We start from the raw sequence: 22,238 nt of genomic DNA, 5'->3' as shown, positions 1-22,238 counted from the left end.
CTTTTAGAGTCATCGAACTGAATCGATTAAATAATTTTGATGCCTTGTTGACCCGCAGGTGTCACTTTGAAGATTTCTACTTCAAAAGTAATATTTTTACCCGCCAATGGGTGGTTAAAATCAACTTCAGTAAAGTCTTCACCGACTGTTTTAATCACGCCAAATAAGCTTTGTTTGGCTTTGTCTTCAAATTCGATCATATGGCCCACCACAGGTGCTGGATCAAATTTTACGGTATCAAACTTTTGTACATTTTCAGCATTCCATGGGCCAAAAGCATCTTCTGGTGGCAGGCTAACCGTACGACGGTCACCAGCACGTAAACCAAACAATGCTTTTTCAAAACCTGGAAGTAAGCTGCCATCGCCGATAACGAGGCTTACAGGTGCTTCGCGGCTGCGAGTATTGTCAATTTCTACGCCATTTTCAATTGCGACAGAAAAATGAAGATCGACTTTAGAGCCATCTTCAATACGAGTTTCCTCGTTTGGATTAATAAAATCAGTCATTTTGCGCTTCCGCACGTTGAATTCGGTGTTTTTCTAAGAAAAACGTATCGATAAGAAGCAAGATGGTGCCAAGGGTAATGGCACTATCTGCAATATTAAAAGCAGGGAAGTGACTATTGTTGTAGTACACGTGAATGAAATCAACCACGTAGCCTAGGCTGACACGGTCAATCAAATTACCAATTGCACCACCTAAAATTAGGGCAATCGCAATCGGTAACACTTTCACGGTTTTTGGCATACGCATGAGCCAAAATACAAAGATCACAGACACAATACCTGCTAGTGAGGTAAAGAAATAACGTTGCCATCCACCGGCATCGGACAAGAAACTAAAGGCTGCGCCATAGTTATGCAGTAATGTCCAATTTAAAAAGGGCGTTACAGGTACAGGGTCTGCATAATTCAGATGCGTACTTGCAATCCATTTGGTCCATTGGTCGAGAATAATCGCAACAATGGATAAACCCACCCACACCAAATTGTGTGGGTAGAATTGGAATAAGCCCTTTTTTTCTTGTGGATTAGGCATATTTTCTCTCTTCGCCTTGACCTGTAGGAAGGTTAATAATACAACGAGAACAAAGACCTGGGTGTTCGTGATGTGTATTTACATCAGGAAGAACATGCCAGCAACGTGCACATTTTTCACCGTCAGCAGCAGATACGTTGACACGTAAACCTTCAAGGTCAGATTCATTGCCTTGTGCTGCATCAAATGCATTCACAATTACTTGAGAGGTGATAAGCACAAAACGTAGTTCATCGCCTAGACGGTCAAGTACAGTCTTGAGCTCTTCAGATGCCCAAAGTTCTACTTTTGCAGATAAGTTAGAACCGACTGTTTTTGCATTACGCGCAGCTTCAATGTGCTTGTTCACCGCAGATTTCACTGCAATGAGGGTTTGCCATTCTGCTTCTGACACCACGTTGGCAGTTGATGCAGTTGGAATGTCATACCATTCAGTCGTGAATACGTATTTCTCTGATTGCTCAGGGATGAGCGGCCATGCTTCTTGTGCTGTGAAGCTCAAGATAGGCGACATCCAACGTACAAACGCTTGTACCAAGTGATACAGCGCAGTTTGTGCTGAATGACGTGCTGCCGAGTCTGCTTTGGTGGTGTATTGACGGTCTTTGATGATGTCTAAGTAGAAACCACCTAAGTCGTTGATACAGAAGTTAGTCAGCGCATTGGTCACGATATGGAAATTCATATCTTCATAAGCTTGTTGAATGGTTTTCTGCACGTCAGCGGCACGTTGTAAGATGTATTGATCAAGCGCGATCAATTGATCTACAGGCAATGCATCAGTCGATGGTTTGAAACCATTTAAGTTCGCTAGCAAGAAACGAAGCGTGTTACGAATACGACGGTAACCATCAGATGCACGGCTAAAGATTTCTTTACCAGCCGTCATTTCATAACGGTAATCCGCAGATGCGATCCAGAAACGTAAACCGTCTGCACCCATATCTTTAATGATGTCTTGCGGTGTGATCACGTTACCGATTGATTTTGACATCTTACGGCCTTTTTCATCGACCACGAAACCGTGCGTCAACAAGCCTTTGTATGGCGCGCGTTCATTAATCGCAATCGACGTTAATAATGAAGATTGGAACCAACCACGGTGTTGGTCTGAACCTTCAAGATACAAATCAGCAGGGTCTGTTAATTCTTCACGTTCACGAAGTACAGCAAAGTGCGTTGTGCCTGAGTCGAACCATACGTCTAGGGTGTCACGTACGGCGTTGTATGCTTCCGCATCATCACCGATGAACTCTGCTGCATCGCGGTTATACCAGCCATCAATACCTTCTTGTTCAATCAGTTTCGCAACTTCTTCAATCAATTCAGGTGTCCGTGGGTGCAATTCGTTGGTATCTTTATGTACGAAGAATGGAATTGGCACGCCCCACGTACGTTGACGAGAGATACACCAATCCGGACGACCTTCGATCATCGCTTGAATACGGTTTTTACCCCAATCCGGCACAAAGCTGATGTCATTTTCAATTGCATTGAGTGCTTGGTTACGTAAACCTTTTGCATCCATGCTGATGAACCATTGTGGTGTCGCACGGAAGATAATTGGCGTCTTATGACGCCAGCAGTGTGGGTAGCTATGTTTAATCACAACATGCGCCCAAAGCTTGCCTGCTTCAGTCAATGCCGCAATGATTTTTGGATTGGCTTTGTAGATGTGCTCGCCTGGGAAGATTGGTGATGTTGGTAAATACACACCATTACCACCGACAGGGTTTTCAACTTTTAAGTTGTACTGTAGGCCAACTTTATAGTCGTCCACACCATGGCCTGGCGCGGTATGTACGGCACCTGTACCACTGGTTGCAATGACGTGTTCACCCAAGATCACAGGGACTTGACGCTCAGCGATAAGCGGATGTTGTAACAATAAGTTTTCAAGTTTTGCGCCTGCGAATTCAGCAATCACTTCAACCTGATTAAAGCCATAACGTTCAGTTGCAGATTCAACCAAGTCTTTCGCAAGAATGAAGTTTTGAGCTGCTTTGTCTTCACCCGTTGCTTTTACCAATTGGTATTCAATTTCTGCATGGAGTGCAACCGCTTGGTTGGCAGGCATGGTCCACGGTGTAGTGGTCCAAATCACGATGTCTGTACGGTCAGCAACGCTAACACCTAGACGTGCTGAAAGATCAGCGAGATCGACAACTGTGAAACCAACGTCGACAGCATCTGATTTTTTATCTTCGTATTCAACTTCAGCTTCAGCCAATGATGAACCACAGTCTAAACACCAGTTGACTGGTTTAAGACCTGGTTCAATGTGACCAGCTTTAGCAATTTCACCGAGCGAGCGAACAATATTCGCTTCTTGTTGGAAGTTCATGGTGAGGTAAGGATTGTCCCAATCACCGAACACGCCCATACGCACGAAGTCTTTCTTTTGAAGCTCAACTTGGGTGTACGCGTATTCACGGCAAGCTTTACGGAAAGTTGAAGCATCAACTTTTACGCCAACTTTACCGACTTTTTCTTCAACTTTAAGTTCGATTGGCAAACCGTGACAGTCCCAACCCGGTACATAGGGTGCATCAAAGCCATCCATGACACGGCTTTTAATAATGATGTCTTTTAAAACTTTGTTGACTGCATGACCTAAATGGATTTGACCATTGGCATATGGGGGACCGTCATGAAGCACATATTTTTTCTTGCCAATACGCGATGCACGAATCTGCTGATAAATGTCATCGGCATACCACTCTTCTAACCATTTCGCTTCACGTACTGCAAGATTTGCTTTCATCGCAAATTCAGTACCGGGGAGGTTTAGCGTGGCTTTGTAATCCACTGCATTTTCAGGAGTTTGCTTATCGCTCATGCAAGTTGTCTTCCAATTTAATCAGTCTTTTCGCTGACACGTTTTACAATAAAAATATGAGATATTAAAAGGGAAATGTTGGGGTATTCCGACGAAACTCAAGGAGCTTGTCGACGTCATCATCAATTCCAGCTTTCAAAGCTTCAAGCGAAGGATAATTCTTTTCGCCATGTAAATAGTTTAAGAACGTCACCCGCATTAACAGGCCATACAGATTAGCAGAAACATCGGGGAAATGTACTTCTAATCGCCATTCTGGATGCTCTTGTTTGATGGCAGGACGCGTTCCCACATGACCTGCACCAAATAGCGCAGTCGGGGCGTAACCCATAATGCCATGTTGAGTCGAATCATTGGCTTGAACTTTCGCGCTTAAGGATTCAGTCTCGCAGACAACGTCCACCGCATAAATGCCATGCAAGCAGGGTTTATGTCGGTTTAAACGCACATTAATTGTCGGGAAATTAATGGTTCGACCAATTTGATCGCCGTATTGTACCCGACCAGTAATACTATAAGGACGACCCAATAATTTTGCTGCAAGTGCTAAATCGCCTGCTTGCAAGGTTTGACGAATACGGGTTGAACTGACACGTTCACCATCTAAACGAATCGTCGATAAATTCGTCACGTCAAAACCAAATTCACGTAAAAATTCACTATTGCCCTGACGGTTTTTACCAAAGTGAAAATCATCGCCTAAGACCAAATGTTCTGCATTCAGTTTGTCTTTTAAAATGTCGGCAAACGCTTCTGCTGTGAGGCTACGAAACGTATGATCGAACTTTGTGACAGCAATATAGTCCACACCGAGTTCTGTTAAGTATTCGACTTTTTCACGTAGCGATGAAATACGGGGTGGGGCATCATAAGCTTTAAAGTATTCAAGTGGTTGCGGCTCGAAAATCATGACCACAGTTTTTAATTTTTGTTCATCTGCCACAGCTTTTAGCTGTTTAATCATGGCCTGATGACCCAAATGTACACCGTCAAAATTGCCAATCGTCACGGCAGTTTTTTCTGACAGAGAATGGGTGTTTAAAGCATTCAGGCGGAGCAGCTTCATGGGCGAATCAAGTGCTTAGAAAGATCGAGAGGCTATATATTGCCATAATCTTAGCGTTTCGTCTTGTTGTTGTGTTTTTACTCAAGTTTTTTTATGCAGTGATGAATTTAATATCAATTAAAATGATACTTAAAATAAATATCAATCAATTTTTCTTATTTATGATTTTGGCTAGACTAAGTGTAATCCATTTTGATGAGCATCCTGCGATGAAAATGCCATTTTATCAACTACAGCATAAACAAGACTTGATTCGTCATTTTACTCCAAACTGGTTTACCGTAGTGATGGGGACAGGAGTTGTGGCACTCATTTTACCGCAATTGCCTTTTGCATCGCAGTTGATGTGGTCATTGGGCGCAGGACTATGGCAGATCAATGTGGGGTTATTTATTTTATTTAGCGTGCTGTATTTATGTCGTTGGGTGTTGTATCCACAAGAAGCCAAGCTAATTTTTAAACATCCTGTGATGAGCTTATTTTTAGGCGCTATTCCGATGGCATTAGCGACCTTAATTAATGGCGCTTTAAAATTCGGCCCAACGTTATATGCTCTAGAGCATCTTACAACCTTGCTATTGTGGGCAGAATATCTTTGGTATGTGGATGTCTTATTGGCAGTGGCCATTGCCTGGTGTGTTCCTTTTATGATGTTTAGTCGTCAACAGCATGCGCTACAAGGGATGACGGCCGTTTGGTTACTCCCGATCGTGGCGTGTGAAGTCGCAGCCAGTTCAGGTGCACTGTTGTTAGCGCATCTACCCGCAGATAGCCATGCAGCAAATATTCTATTGGGCAGTTATGTGCTGTGGGGTATTTCAGTTTTGCCTGCTTTTGGCATATTAACCATTCTGCTATTACGTTTGGCTTTGCATCAATTGCCAAGCAAAGATATGGCGATTAGCAGTTGGTTAGCTTTGGGACCAATTGGTACAGGTGCGCTTGCTTTATTGCTGCTGGGTGAACAAGCACCTCGTATTTTAACCGCTGTGAATCTGGAGAGTTTAGGCCCCATCTTACAACAAGGTGGAATATTGGCTGCACTCATTTTACTGGGTTTTGGTCTATGGTGGTTGGGCATTGCGATATTAACCACGCTCAAACATCTAGGTGATTTGCCCTTTAATCTGGGATGGTGGGCAATGACGTTTCCATTAGGAGTATTTAGCCTAGCCGTAATGAGTTTAGCCGAACAAACCCAACTACATAGTATTGCGCTTTGTGGCAGCAGCTTGGCTATACTCCTCTGTGCACTCTGGTTGATGGTGATTAGTAAAACCATCCAAGGTTTTTACCGCGGCACACTGTTTTTCTCTCCTTGTCTTAAAACTTATATCACTGTAAAAACGACCACTTAAAATACCAAGCACGTAGCGTTTATACATATGCAGCCAGCCCCATGCTGGGCTGCAAATGTAGTGCTATAGATGTAGATATAGGCTTTGTGTACCTTTGTACGGTTGTTACGTTATTCTGCTATTCAAGCCAAATGTTGATGTATAAAATTTGCGCGTATTTCGGTTCATGCGATTGAATCCGATGAATTAAAACAAAAAATGAAAAATAGGGAATATTTATGTGTGCTCAAACTGAATTTTGGGACAACGCCAAAGGATTATTAGAAGAATGGTATGTGGCTTGTACGTCAAAAGAATTGAAAAAAGATCAGCCTTTCGCAGCGACCCTATACGGTAAAAAAATCGTCCTATTCCGCAAAAAAGATGGTCGTGCCGCGGCTTTATTAGATCAGTGTGTGCATCGTGGTGTACCGCTATCCGATGGCAAAGTAAAAAATGGTTGTGTCTCTTGTCCTTACCATGGTTGGTCATATCAAGCTGATGGTCATGTGGCTTATATTCCGAGTGTGAACGGCAAATTCTTTCCAGAAAAACCGCATCCTTTTAAGCAACGTAGTTTTGACGTATGTGAGCAAGATGGAGTGGTGTGGATTTACCTCGGGGAGAAACCTGAAAATCAAAGACCTGCAGTATTTAAATTGCCATTTTACGACCAGCCAGGGTGGCTGAGTTATTACATGGTTGGTAAATATGATGGAGAAATGGGAGCGGTCGCGCAAAACATTATGGATGTGACTCATACCATATTTGTGCATGAAGGCTGGTTCCGTTCTGAATCTGGTAAAGCTGTTGATGCGACCATTGAGGTAGAGCCACGTAAGGTGGTAGTGGAATACCATGATCATGATGCAGATGTGGGCATGATGCCTTGGTTGACCAACCCGCATGGTGCAGAGCAGGTGCATCGAGACAGCTTTATTGCGCCTAATATCACTTTGGTGGAATATCACTGGGGGGAGCCTTCAGGTATGGTGTTTAATAGCTTAATTAGTCCGGTAGGGCCCTATGAATCACGGGTTTATACCTGTGTCAGCTATAAGTTTCCAATTCCAAAATTGATAGCCAAAGCCCTAATGCCTGCGGTAAATGCCTACACGTGGGTAGTGAATAATCAAGACATTAAAATTTTATCAGCACGTCGTAAAGGGCTGGAAAATATGCCGATGACACATTCCCATAGTGTACGAGGTGATATGGCACATATTGCTTTAGAAAAAATCCTCGATGCACTGCGCCATGATCAGCAGCTTGCGCCTTCATTTATTGGAAAACGCCCCATGCAATTTCAAATTTAACCAGTCGATGATGATTTGGCGTTGTGAATCTTAAGAAAAACGACCGAAGATGAGGTGAAATTTAGATTTAATTTTTAATGGGCAGGGCAAGACGCGCAATTTGTGCTATATCAATGCGGAAGAATTTCAGGAGTTACATGTGAGTCAGCAAATCGCATTAATTATGGCGCTGCCTAATGAATCTAAAGGTCTGTTTGAAGCGGCAGGCATTGATGTGCATTACAGCGGAATCGGGAAGGTCAATGCAGCATTTAAAGCCTTTGAAGTGATCCAAAAAACCGGTTGTAGCACGTTATTAAACCTAGGTACGGCAGGAAGTTCACACTTTGATGCACATGCTTTGGTGGAAGTTGCTGAGTTTGTTCAACGTGATATGGATGTTTCACCACTGGGTTTTGACGTTGGGGTAACCCCAATGGATCAAGATCATCCTGCGGCAATCATACCTGAAACCATGTTTGCACAATTACCCAAAGGTATTTGTGGTACTGGCGACAGCTTTGAAACTGGGCTGCCGAAAGTACCGTGTAATCTTGTCGATATGGAAGGCTACGCAATCGCGAAAGTATGCAAAAAGCTGGGTGTCCGCTTTGTTTCAGTCAAATACATTACTGATGGGGCGAATGACACAGCACATCTGGATTGGGAAGAAAACTTATTGTTAGGTGCAAAAAAATTATTAGAATTATATCAAACAGTAAAATAACAACATGAGGAAAAACCGGTCGGCGACCATAGGTGGCTATGGTCGTATGCCAATATGACCTGTATGTTCCACTATTTTTCAGTACGTGGAATTGCTCCGTAAAGCATCATGTGTACAGTGTGTTGAATAATACGCTGTTGCATACTACGATTACGTAATGTCTTACCGGTAACCATTTCCATTTGTGTTGCAAAGTCCGCATAATTTTGCGTAATTGCCCAAATGTTTAAAATGAAAATTTCTGGGTCGATTTCTTTCGAAATTTTGCCTTGTTCCTGCCAGTTGCTAATCACTTTGGCTTTACGTTTCACCAATTTTTTTAGCGGCCCTTTTAGGATTTCAATAATGTGCGGTGCGCCCTGAATGACTTCAAGTGCGAACAAACGCGATGCTTTCGGTTGAGTGCGAGACACTTCAATTTTCTGCAATAAATAATTGGTGATTGCTTCTTCAGGCTCAAGTTCAGCTTCAAGCATCTGAAGTGGAGCGAGCCACTTTTGTAGCACAGTAGTCAGAACTTCAACATAAAGCGCTTCTTTATTTTCATAATAATAGAAAATATTCGATTTATGCATTTCTGCAATCTGCGCGATCTCATCCAGGCTGGCACCATTAAAGCCATACAGGGAAAAGACATCCAGTGCCGCATTGAGCAACTGGTGGCGTTTCTGGGTACTCTTTTTTTGTTCCATCAGCTCTTTTAAGAAAATGAAAAGGGAATATTGAATTGTACGGCAAATCATCAGATTTGTGCACATCGAAAGTTTGTAATTTTATGAATAATGGCAGTTTATTCTGTTCGTTCTTTAAATATTTACGACGAATGCCATAAAATGCTAAAAAAACATTTTTTGGCAGAATTAATTTATCTGTTTATTGTCATTGGGTAAAAATGAAAATTGTCAGCAATTGTGTGCTAAATGTTTTTAAAGTAAAAATAAGTTTTATCTCTGTCTTTTAACCACCAAGTTCTGTCTAAGCATGATCTTGATGGCGCATGATATAAGAACCTAGCTAAGGCTTTAGCTAGGTTCCTACTACACTTAGTTAAGTTGCTAGAACGGCAGTTAAAACTTGTTGTTCAAGTTCAGTGAAGGCAATGCCTTTTTGACGTGGGCGTGCTAAGTCAACGTTGAACTCTTTGGCAATATGCCCCTTATCTAACAAAATAATACGGTCTGCTAACTGCACAGCTTCACTAACATCATGAGTTACTAAAATGGCGGTAAAGCCTTGTTCAGTCCATAATTTTTCAATCAAGTTTTGCATGTCTAAACGCGTCAGTGCATCCAGTGCGCCTAACGGTTCATCGAGCAGTAAGATGCGTGGTTTGTGCGACAATGCGCGTGCTAAAGCCGCACGTTGGCGTTGACCGCCAGATAATTGGGTCGGCCATAAGTCAGCTTTTTCTTTGAGTCCAACTTTTTCTAGTAATGCCGACGCATTGGCATGTTGGGCTTTGTCTAAACCGAGCTGCACATTTTTTTCAATACTGCGCCAAGGCAGAAGGCGTGGGTCTTGAAACATGACGCGAATGTCGTCTGAGGTAATGCCTTCCCGAATATGGCGTGCAGATTTAAATTTGATTTCGCCATAGCTTTGTTTTTCAAGGTCAGCAATTAAACGCAACAGGGTACTTTTACCACAGCCGCTACGACCTACAATTGCTAAAAACTCACCGGGTTGGATATGCAGATCGAGGTCTTCAAGAACTTTAACGCTGCCATAAAATTTATGCAGTTGCTCAATAATAATTTCAGCGCCAAGTACAGCATGAGGATTGATATCTGCTGCAGTCGTGTCTTGAGGCTTTGTGCTGTCATCGGCATGACGGCTTATGCTTAAATCAGTCATCTCATGCTCCTAAATTATTTCTGGTAGCCCGCATGCCAGCGGAGCAAATATTTTTCAAGTGTTACTGCTAGTACATCAGCGAGTTTACCGAGTAGGGCATACAGTAAAATCCCCACTAAGACGATGTCGGTTTGTAAGAACTCACGGGCATTCATGGTCATGTAGCCGATACCAGCTTGCGCAGAAATGGTTTCAGCGACAATGAGCAGTACCCAGACTAGCCCTAATGAGAAACGCAGTCCCACCAATATGGACGGCATTGCACCGGGTAAAATAATTTCTTTATAAAGTTGCCAACCACTCAAACCATAACTTTTACCCATCTCAATGAGCTGTGGATCTACCGAACGGATACCGTGGTAAGTGTTGATATAAATCGGGAAGAACACCCCAATTGCCACCAAAAATAATTTGGCAGATTCATCAATGCCAAACCACAAAATCACCAATGGAATCAGCGCCAATGCAGGGATGTTACGGATCATTTGTAAGGTGGTATCGAGCAGGGTCGATGCTAATTTTGATGAACCATTCAATAGTCCTAAAAATAGGCCGAGACCGCCACCCACTAAGAGACCCATCAAGGCACGTCCTGCACTGACTTGTACATGCTTCCAAAGTTCACCGCTCATGAGCAGGTTCCAGAAGGCAACAACTACAGCACTGGGTGCAGGTAAAATTCTACTTTCTAATAGACCTGTTACCGAGGCCAGTTGCCACAGTAAAATAAGTGCTATAGGAAACAACCAAGGCAGCAAACGCTGCCCAAATTGTGTTCCACGTGAAACCTTCGGTTCTTTGAAGGTTTCAACAGAAACTGTTTTTGACATTAAGCAGGCTCCTGAGCTTTTGCAGCTTTCTTGTTTTCTTCAGGGGTGTAGTTGTTTGCTACAATTTCACCAAATGGACCTGTCAGATTTGGCTGCGCCAATTTTTCGCGTGTTTCCAATGGAAGAAGCGGGAACACTAATTCAGCGAAACGAATCGATTCTTCAAGATGTGGGTAGCCCGAGAAGATAAAGGTACTGATGCCTAGGTCAGCATATTCTTGGATACGCGCTGCAACTGTTTCAGGGTCACCCACTAAAGCGGTACCTGCACCACCACGGACAAGTCCTACACCTGCCCACAGGTTAGGTGAAACTTCGAGTTTTGAGCGATCACCATTGTGCAATTCAGCCATACGACGTTGACCCACTGAATCCATTTGTTTGAATTTTTTCTGTGCCGCAGCAATGGTTGCATCATCCACGTATTGAATTAACTCTTCCGCCGCTGCCCAAGCTTGTTCATTGGTTTCACGCACGATTACATGTAGACGAATACCGTAGTTCAGCTCACGACCTTTGGCTTTGGCTTTTTCACGCACCACGGCAATTTTTTCTTTCACTGCTGCGGGTGGTTCACCCCAAGTCAAATATGTATCGACTTGTTCAGTTGCCAGTTCAATCGCTTCTTCTGAAGAACCACCAAACCACAGTGGTGGATATGGCTTTTGTACCGGCGGATAGAGTAATTTTGCATCGTCAACGCTGAGTCGTTCACCGTGGAAAGTGAAACTTTCACCGGTATGTGAACGGGTTAGAATTTCACGCCAAATGGTGGTGTATTCGGCTGCGGTTTTGTAGCGAGTTGCGTGGTCTTCATATACACCATCACCCTTCAACTCTTGTTCATCGCCACCCGTAACCAAATTGAGTAGCACACGACCGCCAGAGAGACGGTCAAACGTCGCAGCCATACGTGCCGTTAAAGCGGGAGTCGTGACACCTGGGCGTAAAGCCACAAGGAATTTTAGGTTTTTGGTTGCATCAATTAAGCTTGCTGCGGTTAACCATGGATCTTCACATGAACGGCCAGTTGGAATCAGTACACCCTCATAGCCAAGGTTATCGACCGCAACTGCAATTTGCTTCATATAAGCATGATCAACCTGACGTGCACCTTTGCTGGTACCTAAGTAGCGACTGTCACCGTGTGTTGGGATAAACCAGAAAATTTTCATGTTAAATTCCTTGTGTATTGATGGCTCGGTTATCAATGTGAAGCAGGCGTCCAAACTTTTTCTTGGACTGAAATAGTGTTGGGAATCAATTGAACTTGTTTGAACAAGTCCGCAATATTTTGTTGGGCTTGAACCACTTCAGCATTGAGTGGTTTAACCGGTGAAGGTTTAATGCGACGTGCAAAGGCTTGTGCTGCAACAGCTTTTTCTAAACCGGTGCTGCTTTGGTAAATCTCTAATGCAACATCTTGATGTTTAACGATCCATTGGTCTGACGCATTCAGTGCATTTAAGAATTTGGCTGGTGAATCTGGATGGGCCTGGATCACTTTAGGATTGGCCACGTAGAACGAATAGGTCTGTGGGAAATCGCCTGCTTCGATCAGCACTTTGGCGCCTGCATCTAACTCTGCTGCAGAAAGGAAAGGATCCCAAATGACCCAAGCATCAATTGATTTTTTATCGAAAGCTGCACGGGCATCTGCGGGTGGAATCCAAATCGGTTGAATATCAGTCCAGCTCAGACCAGCTTTCTGTAAAGTTTTAGACAGTAACTCATGCGCACTTGAACCTTTTTGTACCGCAATACGTTTGCCTTTGAGTTCTTGAATTGTTTTAATTGGGCTATTGGGTGGAATCACCACAGTCAATGAATCATTAGGAACAGCCTCATAGCCAATGTAGTTCAAGTCTTTATTGGCAGCTTGAGCAAAAATCGGTGGCGTGTTGCCAACATAGCCATAATCCACCGCGCCTACAGCCAAGGCTTCAAGCATTTGCGGGCCAGCAGGGAACTCTTTCCAATCAATCTGAGCACCTGGAAATTGTTGCTCAAGCAATTTTTGTTGACGTGCAACCAACAGGTTCAAAGCCGATTTTTGAAAGCCGATGGTAATGTGCTTCACTTCAGCTTTGACTTGTGGATCAGTACTGTTTGATTCAGCTTCTTGCTTTTGGCAAGCACTCAAACTGATGCCGAGTGTAGTAAGACCAACAATTGAAAAAGTTTTTAAAATACCCATGGCAGTGCCCTTATTTTTATCTCGGCTTATTTGATAATGGCCGATTCAATGTTTAATTTATTTGGAATCAATTTTTCGTTATAGAACGCATCAGCGACTTGTTGCTGTTCTTTAGCCACTTCAGGTGTGACTAAGGTGACGTTGTCGCCTAGGCGTGAAATTGATGTTTTTAGAACATCAAGACCAAGTCCAGTTTTACCTTCAAGCAATTTGGCAGCTTCATCTTGGTTTTTAGAGACCCATTGCGTGGTCAAGTTCAACTCGTTTACGACTGCTTGAACCACTTTTGGATGTTCTTGTGCGAACTTACGATCGGCTAAATAGAACTGATAGTTCTTCACCAAATTTTCGCCATTGGCAATGGTACGTGCGTTTAATTGATGCTCAGCTGCAGACAGGAACGGGTCCCAAATGACCCAAGCATCGACTGCACCCTTTTCAAAGGCAGCACGGGCATCTGCAGGCGGTAAGTAAACCACTTCAATGTCACTAAATTTCAGTTTATTGGCTTCAAGCAGTTTCAATAGTAAGTAATGCACGTTCGAACCTTTGTTCAGCGCGACACGCTTACCCTTAAGATCTTGAATGGTTTGAATGTTCGAGTCTTTTTGTACAATTAAAGCTTCTGCTTTCGGTACAGCCGGTTGATTGGCGATATACACTAAATCGGTTTGTGCTGCTTGCGCAAAAATCGGTGGTGCTTCACCGACTTCACCAAAAGACACGCTACCGACATTTAAGCCTTCAAGTAGTTGCGGGCCAGCAGGGAATTCAACCCATTTCACATTGACGCCTTGTTCTTTCAGTGAGGTTTCCAATGTGCCGCGTTCTTTCAGGATGGGTAATAAGCCATATTTTTGAAAGCCAATATTTAAGGTCACGCTTTCTTGTTGTTTTTGACCGCAACCGGATAACATCATGGCACCCGCAACCGCTGAAGACAGTACTAATGTTTTTGTCCAGTGTTTTGCTTTGTTCGTGCTCATGTATGTGCTCCTATCGAGGGGTAAAATGCATAACTGTTGATTTATGAACACATAAGCTAAAGAGTTTTCTTTTTCGAAAAAAATAAGAAAATTTAAATTTAAAATCAGGAAAAAAGATAAATAAAAATAAGCAAAACTTATGAATAATTATGATTTTGTATAAACATATATTGTGCTTGTTTAAATTATTAAGTATTTGATAATTATGATTATTATTTTGTTATTGCGTTGCTGTATAAGCATATCGTATTCGATGAAAAGCAATTTAATAAATTTGAGCGTTGTTTTTGCATATCCTTATGCAAAATAAAGATAAATTGGCACGAAAAAAGCCACGTTTAAAGTGGCTTTTTGCAGACTAAAGAGTTGCGTTGGTAGTTATAAAGTGTCTGACGGGCATTCGGCAAATCATCAACACTGACTTGCTCAAAACCTTGTTCCAAAAACCAATGTGCGGTGCGGGTTGTCAAAATGAACAATTGTTCGATACCAAGTGCACGGGCTTTTTCTTCGAGATAATGCAAAATTTGGCTACCACGGTTTGACTTACGATAGCCTGGGTGTACAGCTACACAAGCAATTTCCGCCGAGCGTTTTTCGCCTTCTGCCGCTGGAATTGGATACAGTGCAGCACAGGCTAAAATGGTGCCATCACGTTCAATCACTGCAAAATGCTCAATTTCATTTTCAAGGCGTTCACGTGAGCGATAGACCAATATCCCTTCTTGCTCGAGTGGGCGGAGTAAACTGATTAGACCCACCACATCTTGAATATTGGCGGTACGTACTTCTTCATAGTGAGCATCGGTGATCATGGTGCCAGAACCATCACGGGTGAACAGTTCTTCGACCAATGCGCCATCATAGGCATAGGAAATAAGATGTACACGATGTACACCTTGCAACGATGCATCTTTGGCACCGCGTAAATGCAGCGCAATATCTGGGTTTGAATCTTGATACTGATAAATATGCTGATCCAGCTGATGCGGAGTAATCTCACGCTGTAACTGACCATGTTCATTGTTTAGGCCATGTTGCTTACCTAAAAAAATCAATTTATCGGCTTTTAAACTAATCGCCGTTTTGGTTGCCACTTCTTCAGCCAATAAGTTAAACACTTCACCTGTGGTGGAATATCCAGTTGGCCCAAGTACCACAATATTTTGACTGGCTAAATGACGTTGAATGGCATCGGTATCCACTGAACGGACTTCACCAGACAATTGAAAATCGACCCCATCACGAATGCCATAAGGTTTTGCCGTGACTAAATTACCTGAGACCACGTCAATGCGTGCGCCATACATGGGCGAGTTGGCTAATCCCATAGAAAGCAAGGCTTCAATTTGCAAACGAATTGAACCGACCGCATTCATTACAGCAGGCAATGATTCACGAGTGGTAATACGACGATGCTGATGGAAAGGGGTAATAATGTTATTGCTGTCTAAATTATGGTTGATTTGCGGACGCGCACCATGAACCAAAATTAAACGAATACCTAAAGAGTGAAGTAAGGCGATGTCGTGAATAATATGTTGAAAGTTGTCATGCTGTACTGCTTCACCATCAAACATAATGACAAAGGTCTTGTTACGGTGAGCATTAATATAAGGCGCAGAATGTCGGAACCAATGCACATATTGTAAGGTTGTGCTTGATGACGGTTCAGATAAATTCGTTTGCATGCCTAATTTCACTTAATCAGTTTCCTACATCTGATTCTAATCAAAAAAAGCAGAAACGGAACGATAAAAATAAAAAAACACCTGAACATCGTTCAGGTGTTGGGAAAGGGACTCATTGAGACAGACAATTAGTAATTAGTTTCTGATACGGATAATACGGTCGGTACGATCATTCACGAGGACATAGTCACCATTGATTTTGTACCACTGTTGGTAACGGCCTGTATTCGGTAAACGACGTGCTTCACGATCACTGACTTTATAACGGCTTGAGTTATAAGCACGTGGAAGTGTTTGCCCTACACGCCAATCACGGCTTGGATTTACACGTGAGTTATAGCGGTTATTGTTGTTCCAGTTACCTGAATACTTGTTGTCATTCCAACGTGAATCTTGGTGCTGAGCGTGATAACGGCGGTCATCTTGACGATGATCTGGTGCAGCCATTGCAGCAGAGGTTGCCAAAATTGCAGATACTGAAAGTACGAGTGTAGATACGAACTTATGCATGGAAATCACCTTCATTTTTAAATATGTTTTCGATGATTCAAAATTAACGTGGAAGTTCAGAGAAAGCGTGAGCGAGATATAGTGGAATTGTGAACTATATGAAGAAAAAAAGGAGATCTGTAAATCAGGGCAAAGCCAGTGTTGGTCATGCTTGAAGAAGTTTCTTAGATCTTAAACAACGGAAAAGCCCAGACAAAGTATGGGCTTTTTTATATCGCGATTTAGAAAATGTAAGCTGTCTTTTAGTCGATTGAAATTAACTTTAAAGACCTAATATTTTGATAATGCTGTTACTGTCGGAATTCACCAAAATATAGTCGTTGTTAATTTTGTACCATTGTTGATTCCGTGATGGTTTTGGTAGGTTATGGTCTTTGTATTCAACTTTATAACCATTGCCTCGATAATGTTGAGGCATGACATAACCAGTTTGCCACTTATGTTGTTGTAGACGTTTGACTCCGCGCTGTTCGCGCATACGGCGTCGATCTTCAATATCGTCATCGTCCTGAGAAGCACGGAAATCACGGTCTTTTTTCATATGACCATAGGCATTACCGCGTGGGCCATCAAAGCCACGTTCATCGTTATTGAAGTGAGGAGCCGCAGACGAAAGACTGCTTGCCATTAAAGCACTGAAAGAAATAGCCAAAATAGGCAAAATCTTTTTCATGTTCAACCCTCATAAAGTTATTGATCTTCAATACAACTACTGTACGCATTAATTGCAGAGAAACTGTGAAGAAAAATGATTATTTATTTAAATAAAACGAAGAGAATACGGATATTATGCGATAAAACAGCGCACAAGAACAATCGCTTATCAAAAGTGGTTGCACCTCACTGCATTAAAGCCTGCAATTTAAAACGCATGATCGATTAAAATCAGATAAAGCCCAAAATCAAAACGTAGATAAAAAAATGCCCATCAGGCGTCGATGGGCAAAAAGGTGGAAGGGGTTAGAGCGTGCGGCAAAATATCTGAACATTAGTACCACTGGTCATTGAGTAATTGCAGTGAGTTAACGGCTTGAGCAACAGCTTCTGCTTGGCCTGCATCATCCATCGCATTAATTAAATTTTCAGTCAGTTGCATACGCTCAATAGAGCGAATGGTTTCGGTTTTACGAATTTGATCTGCCATGTGTTCAGCTCCTTGTATAACGTTTTGGCTTGCGGAGCATATTAGGCGTTTTTAATTAATATGAAAAACCGAATATAATTATAAAAATTATTTAAAAATACGATTAATCTTGGTTTTAATTTTTTTAATTCATTTGAATACACAAAAAAAGGGCATGTGAAATGCCCTTAATTGTTTTCTTTGCGGGTCGCTAATGGCCCTGCTGCAGTAGGTTTCGTGCAGATTAGTAGGCATATTTGAGGTCTGTATAATCATTCAATGATTTTTGAATGTGTGCTTGAATGAACTCATTAACATCTTCTGGGGTCATGGCCGCACCTTGCTTGGTAATCACATGTTCAAATGGGGCTTGTTCAGCAGCCGTAATACGATAAACAAAGTTTGTTACCACTTGATAGGTCGATTCCAGTTTTTGAATGCAAGTTACATAGAAATAACCATGTTCGAAATTGAGGTCGGTATGCGAAAAAATGAACTGTTCAAAGAGTTTGGCATTTTGACCATCTTCTAATGCTTGTAGGTCATCCACAATGCTTGGGTCAAACTTCATGCCATATTTTGCTGAAATGGGCTGACCATCTACCAGTAAGTTGATCATGCCATCTTCTGTAGGGCTTACCGTAATATTGCTAAAATCAGACATGAGAGATTCCATGGTTTTTGAGATTGCTGACAAGTATCAGCAAATTTTATAAAAACTCAAGCCGACTTTATGTCAGGTATGACCCTAAAAGTAGTTAACCCGCATATTTTTTGAATTTTACCAACGCAAATTAAAAGTTTGTTTATTAAAAAAAGGAAGCCATGGCTTCCTTTTTTTGTTCATCGCAGTGATGTTAATCCTGTGCGTCGATGCTTTCACCATTTAGATGTAAGCTGTCATCGCCCATTAAATATAAATATGCGGGCATGATGCTTTCAGGCGTTGGTAAAGTTTTTGGATCTTCATCTGGATAGGCTTTGGCACGCATCGCGGTACGTGTTGCCCCTGGGTTAATGCAGTTGAAGCGAATATTCGGATGTACATTTTCTTTTGCGAATAAAGTACTGACCGCTTCAATGGCAATTTTTGAAACCGAATATGCGCCCCAACGTTCACGTGCTTCACGACCTACACCCGAACTGGCAAAGACTACCGAAGCATGTTCAGATTTTTCCAATAGCGGCATCAGTTCTTGGGTCAATAGAAATGGTGCACGCAAGTTCACCGCCATCACATCATCCCAAACATCGGCAGGGTAGTTGGCAAGTTCAGTGCGCTCACCCAAAATGCCTGCATTATGCAAAATACCATCTAAACGGCCGAACTGCTTTTCAAGGGTATCGACCAACAATTCATAATCACGAGGAGAAGCACTAGAAAGTTGTAAGGGTAAAATTGCTGGCTGCGGCGCACCTAAGCCTTCAATTTCATCGTAAATGACTTCTAGTTTATTCAGGGTGCGTCCATGTAAAACCACAGTTGCACCATGTAGGGCATAGCTGAGCGCTGCTGCACGGCCAATACCATCGCCCGCACCTGTAATCAGGATGATACGATCTTTGAGTAGATCGGGGCGAGGCTGATACTCTGAATATTTCATATGACCTCCTCGTATTATTCTGTTGTTTTATCTATCGTTATAAAGTCGCTGATGCTGGGTTGAGGGTTGGGATCACCAATTCACGCACAACCTGATGCAGTTCAGATACAGTGTTCACTATACAATCTGCCTGCCATGCTGTTAAGTCATCTTTGTGCTGTAACGGTAAATATCCGTAAGCAGCCAAAATGGTATACATGTGGGCATTACGGCCTGCATCAATATCACGTGGATGATCACCCACATAAATACAGTCTTGCACGTCGGTCTGAATCTGCTTTGCAGCCAGAAACATCGGTTCTGGATCTGGTTTGGTTTTGCTAACATCATCAGGACACACCAATACCGCACAGCGTTCTGTTAAGTTTAGCGCTTTAAGCAAAGCTTCACTGAGCCAGCGTGGTTTGTTGGTGACAATGCCCCACGGAATTTGATGTTGTTCTAACTCTGCGAGTAGTGGATACATGCCTTCAAACAGGTCGGTATCAACTGCAATATCAGCACCATACAGATCTAGAAAGCGTTGACGATGTGCCAGAAAGACAGGATCTTCAACATCTAGTTCTGGATAGACCAATTTGACCATGGCACGTGCACCTTCTGACACTTGCACACGGATATCATCGGCAGCCACCACCGCACAGCCTTTTTCACGGCACATGTCTTGAATAATACGTATAAAATCCGCAGCGGTATCAATCAGTGTGCCATCAAGGTCAAACAGTACAGCTTTCATTACACACCTGCTTTTGTGGTATGTACCATGTAGTTCACATCGACATTTGGCGCTAACCAGTAGCGTTTAGTGATCGGGTTGTAATGTAGGCCAGTCATATCTTTGAGCTGTAATTCTGCACCGCGAATATCGTGAGCCAATTCAGACGGCTTAATGAATTTTGAATAATCGTGTGTGCCTTTAGCCAACATGCGTAAAATATATTCAGCACCAATAATCGCAAATAAATAAGATTTTGGATTACGGTTAATGGTCGAAAAGAATACATGACCACCTGGCTTAACCAATTTTTGACATGCCAAAATAATCGATGCAGGGTCAGGTACGTGTTCGAGCATTTCCATGCAAGTCACTACGTCGTATTGTCCGGCTTGTTCTTCAGCCAGTTGCTCTACAGGTACTTGGCGATATTCAATATTTTGTACATTTTCTTGTTCAGCATGGAGACGTGCCACATTTAATGGTGCTGCCCCCATATCAATGCCAAGGACTTGAGCACCACGACGTGCCATACTTTCGGCCAAGATACCGCCACCACAACCAACGTCTAAAACTTTTTTGCCTGTGATACCACCTGAATGTTCATCAATCCAGTTTAAACGTAGTGGATTGATCATATGCAGAGGACGGAACTCAGAATGCTGATCCCACCATATAGCAGCGAACGCTTCAAATTTAGCAATTTCTTGTGGATCAACATTCAATTGCGACATCGGTGTCACCTCAATCAAGTCTTTATAATTTAGAAAAAAGTTTAATGTGAGTTAGTGTAGCGTGTCTTGTAAAAAAAGCGATAAAAGCAGTAAAAAAGTTCACAGAATGAAAACGAAATCGACAGATTTGATTTATAGTGTCGTCATAAACTAATCATAATGATTTTGAGGACGATAAGTTCAATGAAAAAATTCCTTTTAGGCAGTATCGCTACAGCAGTTCTTGCATTTTCTGGCAGTGCCATGGCAGCTCAATTTGTTGCGGGGACAGATTACACCGTTATTCCAAAACCTATTAAAGTAGAACGTCCGGGTAAAATTGAAGTCCGTGAATTCTTTTGGTATGGCTGCCCACATTGCTTCAAATTAGAACCACATATGCAAGCTTGGTTAAAGCAATTACCGAAAGACGTTCGTTTTGTGCGTACACCAGCAGCAATGAATCCGCTTTGGGAACAAGGCGCACGCGCTTACTATGCATCTGAAGCATTGGGCGTACGTCAACAAGCGCATTTACAATTGTTCCATGACATTCATGCAGGTCAGAAAAATATTTTAGAACAAGGTGCCTTTGCGAAGTTCTATACGCGTTATGGTGTACCTGAAGCGAAATTTAACAGTACTTTCAAATCATTTGGTGTGTCATCTAAAATTGCGCAAGCAAAAAGTTTAGCGGCGCAGTATCAATTGAGTGGTGTTCCAGCCATTACTGTGAATGGCAAATATATCGTACAAGGTGAAGATGCACGTACCGTTGAAATCGTGAAATATCTTGTAGATAAAGAACGTAAAGCAAAATAATTCTTTTGCTGAATAGAAAGGCCGCAATCATGCGGCTTTTTTATGTGTACAGGGCTATGATTTTTAAATGTAGTCTGAACAGCGTGCTAACTATTTGTTGAAGACGTCGTAACTGATCTGTCCCAATTTAAGATACCGCGAAACAGCAGTTGCACTTGGGTTTGCGCTTGGCGACGGCATTGTTGCAATGCCTGTTCCCGTAGATCGAGGTCTGATTGACGATGTACGTCGATCCACTGCATTGCCCATCCGAGCGCTAATTCAAATAAAATCTTTGCCAATACATTAAGATCTTGTTCAGACTGAATATGTTGGGTGGCTTCAACTTGTGAAAGGGCTTGGGCGAGGTCTGTACCAAGAAAATCAAATTCGCGGGCAATTGCTTGCCTTAATGCATTTGAGCCCCCCCAACGTTCGGCAATGAGAAACATCCATGCTTCGGGGAACTCATCCACAGACTCAAATAAGTAGTCCAAGCTTTGCCGAGTTTGTGCATTGGCCTGTTGAAAATACTGTTGACGCATATGCGTTAACATACTTTTTAAATGTAATGCCATATGATCGACCAACTCTAAACCAAGTTGATCCATGTCTTTAAAATGTCGATAGAATGCTGCGGGAACTAAACCCACATGGCGGGAAATTTCACGTAAGCTGAGACTACTAAATGCACGGCCTGATGTGCTTAATGCAAGAGCCGCATCAAGGATCGCTTTACGACTTTGTTGCTTACGTTCTTCCCGTATCGACATGCAATTCTTCCTGAATTTTTGCGAAACTTAAGTCTAACAAATTTCATTTGAGCACACGAAGCAGAATATTTTGCTAATGTAGCATGGCAGATGAATGGATTTTGTAAATGCAGTGCCTGCGATTCCGAATCTTGGG

At 42.5% G+C, this 22,238-nt stretch carries 23 protein-coding genes; 4 read left to right on the top strand and 19 right to left on the bottom strand.

Annotation, left to right across the window (positions count from 1 at the left end):
- Window positions 1–26: 26 nt before the first annotated feature.
- The 4 genes from A9J31_RS01400 to ribF form a co-directional block, all read right to left on the bottom strand.
- Window positions 27–509: an FKBP-type peptidyl-prolyl cis-trans isomerase gene (locus A9J31_RS01400; RefSeq protein ID WP_067761791.1), complete on the bottom strand. Its 483-nt coding sequence runs from the start codon at window positions 507–509 to the stop codon at window positions 27–29.
- Entirely contained in the window at window positions 502–1,041 is a 540-nt protein-coding gene (lspA, locus tag A9J31_RS01395) for a signal peptidase II (RefSeq protein ID WP_067761789.1), read from the bottom strand. The genes A9J31_RS01400 and lspA overlap by 8 nt, the downstream gene beginning before the upstream one ends.
- Window positions 1,034–3,880, bottom strand: coding sequence for an isoleucine--tRNA ligase (ileS, locus tag A9J31_RS01390; protein ID WP_067761787.1), 2,847 nt, complete (start codon window positions 3,878–3,880; stop codon window positions 1,034–1,036). Before ileS ends, lspA begins: the two co-directional genes overlap by 8 nt.
- Window positions 3,881–3,944: 64 nt before the next feature.
- Window positions 3,945–4,946: a bifunctional riboflavin kinase/FAD synthetase gene (ribF, locus tag A9J31_RS01385; protein ID WP_067761785.1), complete on the bottom strand. Its 1,002-nt coding sequence runs from the start codon at window positions 4,944–4,946 to the stop codon at window positions 3,945–3,947.
- Window positions 4,947–5,155: 209 nt separating this feature from the next.
- On the opposite strand from ribF, the gene A9J31_RS01380 reads away from it, so the two are divergent.
- From A9J31_RS01380 to A9J31_RS01370, 3 genes are all read left to right on the top strand, one after another.
- Complete coding sequence (locus A9J31_RS01380) at window positions 5,156–6,304, top strand: TDT family transporter (RefSeq protein WP_067761783.1); 1,149 nt, start codon at window positions 5,156–5,158, stop codon at window positions 6,302–6,304.
- Between the two features lie 218 nt (window positions 6,305–6,522).
- Entirely contained in the window at window positions 6,523–7,599 is a 1,077-nt protein-coding gene (locus tag A9J31_RS01375; protein ID WP_067761780.1) for a Rieske 2Fe-2S domain-containing protein, read from the top strand.
- Window positions 7,600–7,738: 139 nt separating this feature from the next.
- Window positions 7,739–8,305 carry a 5'-methylthioadenosine/S-adenosylhomocysteine nucleosidase gene (locus A9J31_RS01370; protein WP_162270465.1) on the top strand — a complete coding sequence of 189 codons (567 nt, stop codon included), beginning with the start codon at window positions 7,739–7,741 and terminating at the stop codon, window positions 8,303–8,305.
- A gap of 71 nt (window positions 8,306–8,376) precedes the next feature.
- Here the strand turns inward: A9J31_RS01370 and A9J31_RS01365 are convergent, their stop codons facing one another.
- The 14 genes from A9J31_RS01365 to ubiG all read right to left on the bottom strand — a co-directional run bounded on the left by A9J31_RS01365 (window position 8,377) and on the right by ubiG (window position 20,549).
- The gene (locus A9J31_RS01365; protein WP_067761845.1) at window positions 8,377–8,997 is read right to left on the bottom strand and encodes a TetR family transcriptional regulator C-terminal domain-containing protein; all 621 of its coding nucleotides are present in this window, start codon (window positions 8,995–8,997) and stop codon (window positions 8,377–8,379) included.
- 355 nt (window positions 8,998–9,352) lie between these two features.
- Window positions 9,353–10,159, bottom strand: coding sequence for an ABC transporter ATP-binding protein (locus A9J31_RS01360; RefSeq protein WP_067761778.1), 807 nt, complete (start codon window positions 10,157–10,159; stop codon window positions 9,353–9,355).
- Window positions 10,160–10,173: 14 nt separating this feature from the next.
- Window positions 10,174–10,989 carry an aliphatic sulfonate ABC transporter permease SsuC gene (ssuC, locus tag A9J31_RS01355; RefSeq protein ID WP_067761776.1) on the bottom strand — a complete coding sequence of 272 codons (816 nt, stop codon included), beginning with the start codon at window positions 10,987–10,989 and terminating at the stop codon, window positions 10,174–10,176.
- Window positions 10,989–12,164 carry an FMNH2-dependent alkanesulfonate monooxygenase gene (ssuD, locus tag A9J31_RS01350; RefSeq protein WP_067761774.1) on the bottom strand — a complete coding sequence of 392 codons (1,176 nt, stop codon included), beginning with the start codon at window positions 12,162–12,164 and terminating at the stop codon, window positions 10,989–10,991. Before ssuD ends, ssuC begins: the two co-directional genes overlap by 1 nt.
- 32 nt (window positions 12,165–12,196) lie before the next feature.
- The gene (locus A9J31_RS01345; protein ID WP_067761772.1) at window positions 12,197–13,186 is read right to left on the bottom strand and encodes an aliphatic sulfonate ABC transporter substrate-binding protein; all 990 of its coding nucleotides are present in this window, start codon (window positions 13,184–13,186) and stop codon (window positions 12,197–12,199) included.
- 26 nt (window positions 13,187–13,212) lie between these two features.
- Window positions 13,213–14,172: a sulfonate ABC transporter substrate-binding protein gene (locus A9J31_RS01340; RefSeq protein ID WP_067761770.1), complete on the bottom strand. Its 960-nt coding sequence runs from the start codon at window positions 14,170–14,172 to the stop codon at window positions 13,213–13,215.
- Window positions 14,173–14,510: 338 nt separating this feature from the next.
- Window positions 14,511–15,863, bottom strand: a complete 1,353-nt coding sequence (argA, locus tag A9J31_RS01335; protein ID WP_067761768.1) for an amino-acid N-acetyltransferase — start codon at window positions 15,861–15,863, stop codon at window positions 14,511–14,513.
- 135 nt (window positions 15,864–15,998) lie between these two features.
- Window positions 15,999–16,373, bottom strand: a complete 375-nt coding sequence (locus A9J31_RS01330; protein WP_067761765.1) for an RcnB family protein — start codon at window positions 16,371–16,373, stop codon at window positions 15,999–16,001.
- Window positions 16,374–16,635: 262 nt separating this feature from the next.
- A complete protein-coding gene (locus tag A9J31_RS01325) occupies window positions 16,636–17,046 on the bottom strand; it encodes an RcnB family protein (RefSeq protein ID WP_067761763.1) in 411 nt (136 codons plus the stop codon).
- A 315-nt stretch (window positions 17,047–17,361) separates the two neighbouring features.
- Window positions 17,362–17,517 (bottom strand): hypothetical protein, encoded by a 156-nt coding sequence (locus tag A9J31_RS15675; protein WP_167348713.1) that lies wholly within the window; start codon window positions 17,515–17,517, stop codon window positions 17,362–17,364.
- Between the two features lie 223 nt (window positions 17,518–17,740).
- Window positions 17,741–18,160, bottom strand: coding sequence for a hypothetical protein (locus tag A9J31_RS01320; RefSeq protein WP_067761843.1), 420 nt, complete (start codon window positions 18,158–18,160; stop codon window positions 17,741–17,743).
- A 193-nt stretch (window positions 18,161–18,353) separates the two neighbouring features.
- Window positions 18,354–19,100 (bottom strand): YciK family oxidoreductase, encoded by a 747-nt coding sequence (locus A9J31_RS01315; RefSeq protein ID WP_067761760.1) that lies wholly within the window; start codon window positions 19,098–19,100, stop codon window positions 18,354–18,356.
- A 37-nt stretch (window positions 19,101–19,137) separates the two neighbouring features.
- The gene (locus A9J31_RS01310) at window positions 19,138–19,836 is read right to left on the bottom strand and encodes an HAD family hydrolase (RefSeq protein ID WP_067761759.1); all 699 of its coding nucleotides are present in this window, start codon (window positions 19,834–19,836) and stop codon (window positions 19,138–19,140) included.
- Window positions 19,836–20,549 (bottom strand): bifunctional 2-polyprenyl-6-hydroxyphenol methylase/3-demethylubiquinol 3-O-methyltransferase UbiG, encoded by a 714-nt coding sequence (gene ubiG / locus A9J31_RS01305; RefSeq protein ID WP_067761757.1) that lies wholly within the window; start codon window positions 20,547–20,549, stop codon window positions 19,836–19,838. Before ubiG ends, A9J31_RS01310 begins: the two co-directional genes overlap by 1 nt.
- Before the next feature lie 183 nt (window positions 20,550–20,732).
- Between ubiG and A9J31_RS01300 the strand changes: the two genes are divergently transcribed.
- The gene (locus A9J31_RS01300; protein WP_067761755.1) at window positions 20,733–21,350 is read left to right on the top strand and encodes a thiol:disulfide interchange protein DsbA/DsbL; all 618 of its coding nucleotides are present in this window, start codon (window positions 20,733–20,735) and stop codon (window positions 21,348–21,350) included.
- A gap of 86 nt (window positions 21,351–21,436) precedes the next feature.
- On the opposite strand, the gene A9J31_RS01295 is transcribed toward A9J31_RS01300, so the two are convergent.
- Complete coding sequence (locus A9J31_RS01295) at window positions 21,437–22,102, bottom strand: TetR family transcriptional regulator (RefSeq protein ID WP_067761753.1); 666 nt, start codon at window positions 22,100–22,102, stop codon at window positions 21,437–21,439.
- Window positions 22,103–22,238: the final 136 nt, after the last annotated feature.

The organism is Acinetobacter gandensis (assembly GCF_001678755.1).
GTDB lineage: Bacteria > Pseudomonadota > Gammaproteobacteria > Pseudomonadales > Moraxellaceae > Acinetobacter > Acinetobacter gandensis.
Note: the sequence above shows the minus strand (reverse complement) of the source record. Positions and strands in the feature narration are given on the sequence as shown.

Bases quoted from the DNA above. Each gene is read 5' to 3' on its own strand.
- A9J31_RS01400 (WP_067761791.1), bottom strand. From the start codon at position 509: ATGACTGATTTTATTAATCCAAACGAGGAAACTCGTATTGAAGATGGC.
- lspA (WP_067761789.1), bottom strand. From the start codon at position 1,041: ATGCCTAATCCACAAGAAAAAAAGGGCTTATTCCAATTCTACCCACAC.
- ileS (WP_067761787.1), bottom strand. From the start codon at position 3,880: ATGAGCGATAAGCAAACTCCTGAAAATGCAGTGGATTACAAAGCCACG.
- ribF (WP_067761785.1), bottom strand. From the start codon at position 4,946: ATGAAGCTGCTCCGCCTGAATGCTTTAAACACCCATTCTCTGTCAGAA.
- A9J31_RS01380 (WP_067761783.1), top strand. From the start codon at position 5,156: ATGAAAATGCCATTTTATCAACTACAGCATAAACAAGACTTGATTCGT.
- A9J31_RS01375 (WP_067761780.1), top strand. From the start codon at position 6,523: ATGTGTGCTCAAACTGAATTTTGGGACAACGCCAAAGGATTATTAGAA.
- A9J31_RS01365 (WP_067761845.1), bottom strand. From the start codon at position 8,997: ATGGAACAAAAAAAGAGTACCCAGAAACGCCACCAGTTGCTCAATGCG.
- A9J31_RS01360 (WP_067761778.1), bottom strand. From the start codon at position 10,159: ATGACTGATTTAAGCATAAGCCGTCATGCCGATGACAGCACAAAGCCT.
- ssuC (WP_067761776.1), bottom strand. From the start codon at position 10,989: ATGTCAAAAACAGTTTCTGTTGAAACCTTCAAAGAACCGAAGGTTTCA.
- ssuD (WP_067761774.1), bottom strand. From the start codon at position 12,164: ATGAAAATTTTCTGGTTTATCCCAACACACGGTGACAGTCGCTACTTA.
- A9J31_RS01345 (WP_067761772.1), bottom strand. From the start codon at position 13,186: ATGGGTATTTTAAAAACTTTTTCAATTGTTGGTCTTACTACACTCGGC.
- A9J31_RS01340 (WP_067761770.1), bottom strand. From the start codon at position 14,172: ATGAGCACGAACAAAGCAAAACACTGGACAAAAACATTAGTACTGTCT.
- argA (WP_067761768.1), bottom strand. From the start codon at position 15,863: ATGCAAACGAATTTATCTGAACCGTCATCAAGCACAACCTTACAATAT.
- A9J31_RS01330 (WP_067761765.1), bottom strand. From the start codon at position 16,373: ATGCATAAGTTCGTATCTACACTCGTACTTTCAGTATCTGCAATTTTG.
- A9J31_RS01325 (WP_067761763.1), bottom strand. From the start codon at position 17,046: ATGAAAAAGATTTTGCCTATTTTGGCTATTTCTTTCAGTGCTTTAATG.
- A9J31_RS15675 (WP_167348713.1), bottom strand. From the start codon at position 17,517: ATGGCAGATCAAATTCGTAAAACCGAAACCATTCGCTCTATTGAGCGT.
- A9J31_RS01320 (WP_067761843.1), bottom strand. From the start codon at position 18,160: ATGTCTGATTTTAGCAATATTACGGTAAGCCCTACAGAAGATGGCATG.
- A9J31_RS01315 (WP_067761760.1), bottom strand. From the start codon at position 19,100: ATGAAATATTCAGAGTATCAGCCTCGCCCCGATCTACTCAAAGATCGT.
- A9J31_RS01310 (WP_067761759.1), bottom strand. From the start codon at position 19,836: ATGAAAGCTGTACTGTTTGACCTTGATGGCACACTGATTGATACCGCT.
- ubiG (WP_067761757.1), bottom strand. From the start codon at position 20,549: ATGTCGCAATTGAATGTTGATCCACAAGAAATTGCTAAATTTGAAGCG.
- A9J31_RS01300 (WP_067761755.1), top strand. From the start codon at position 20,733: ATGAAAAAATTCCTTTTAGGCAGTATCGCTACAGCAGTTCTTGCATTT.
- A9J31_RS01295 (WP_067761753.1), bottom strand. From the start codon at position 22,102: ATGTCGATACGGGAAGAACGTAAGCAACAAAGTCGTAAAGCGATCCTT.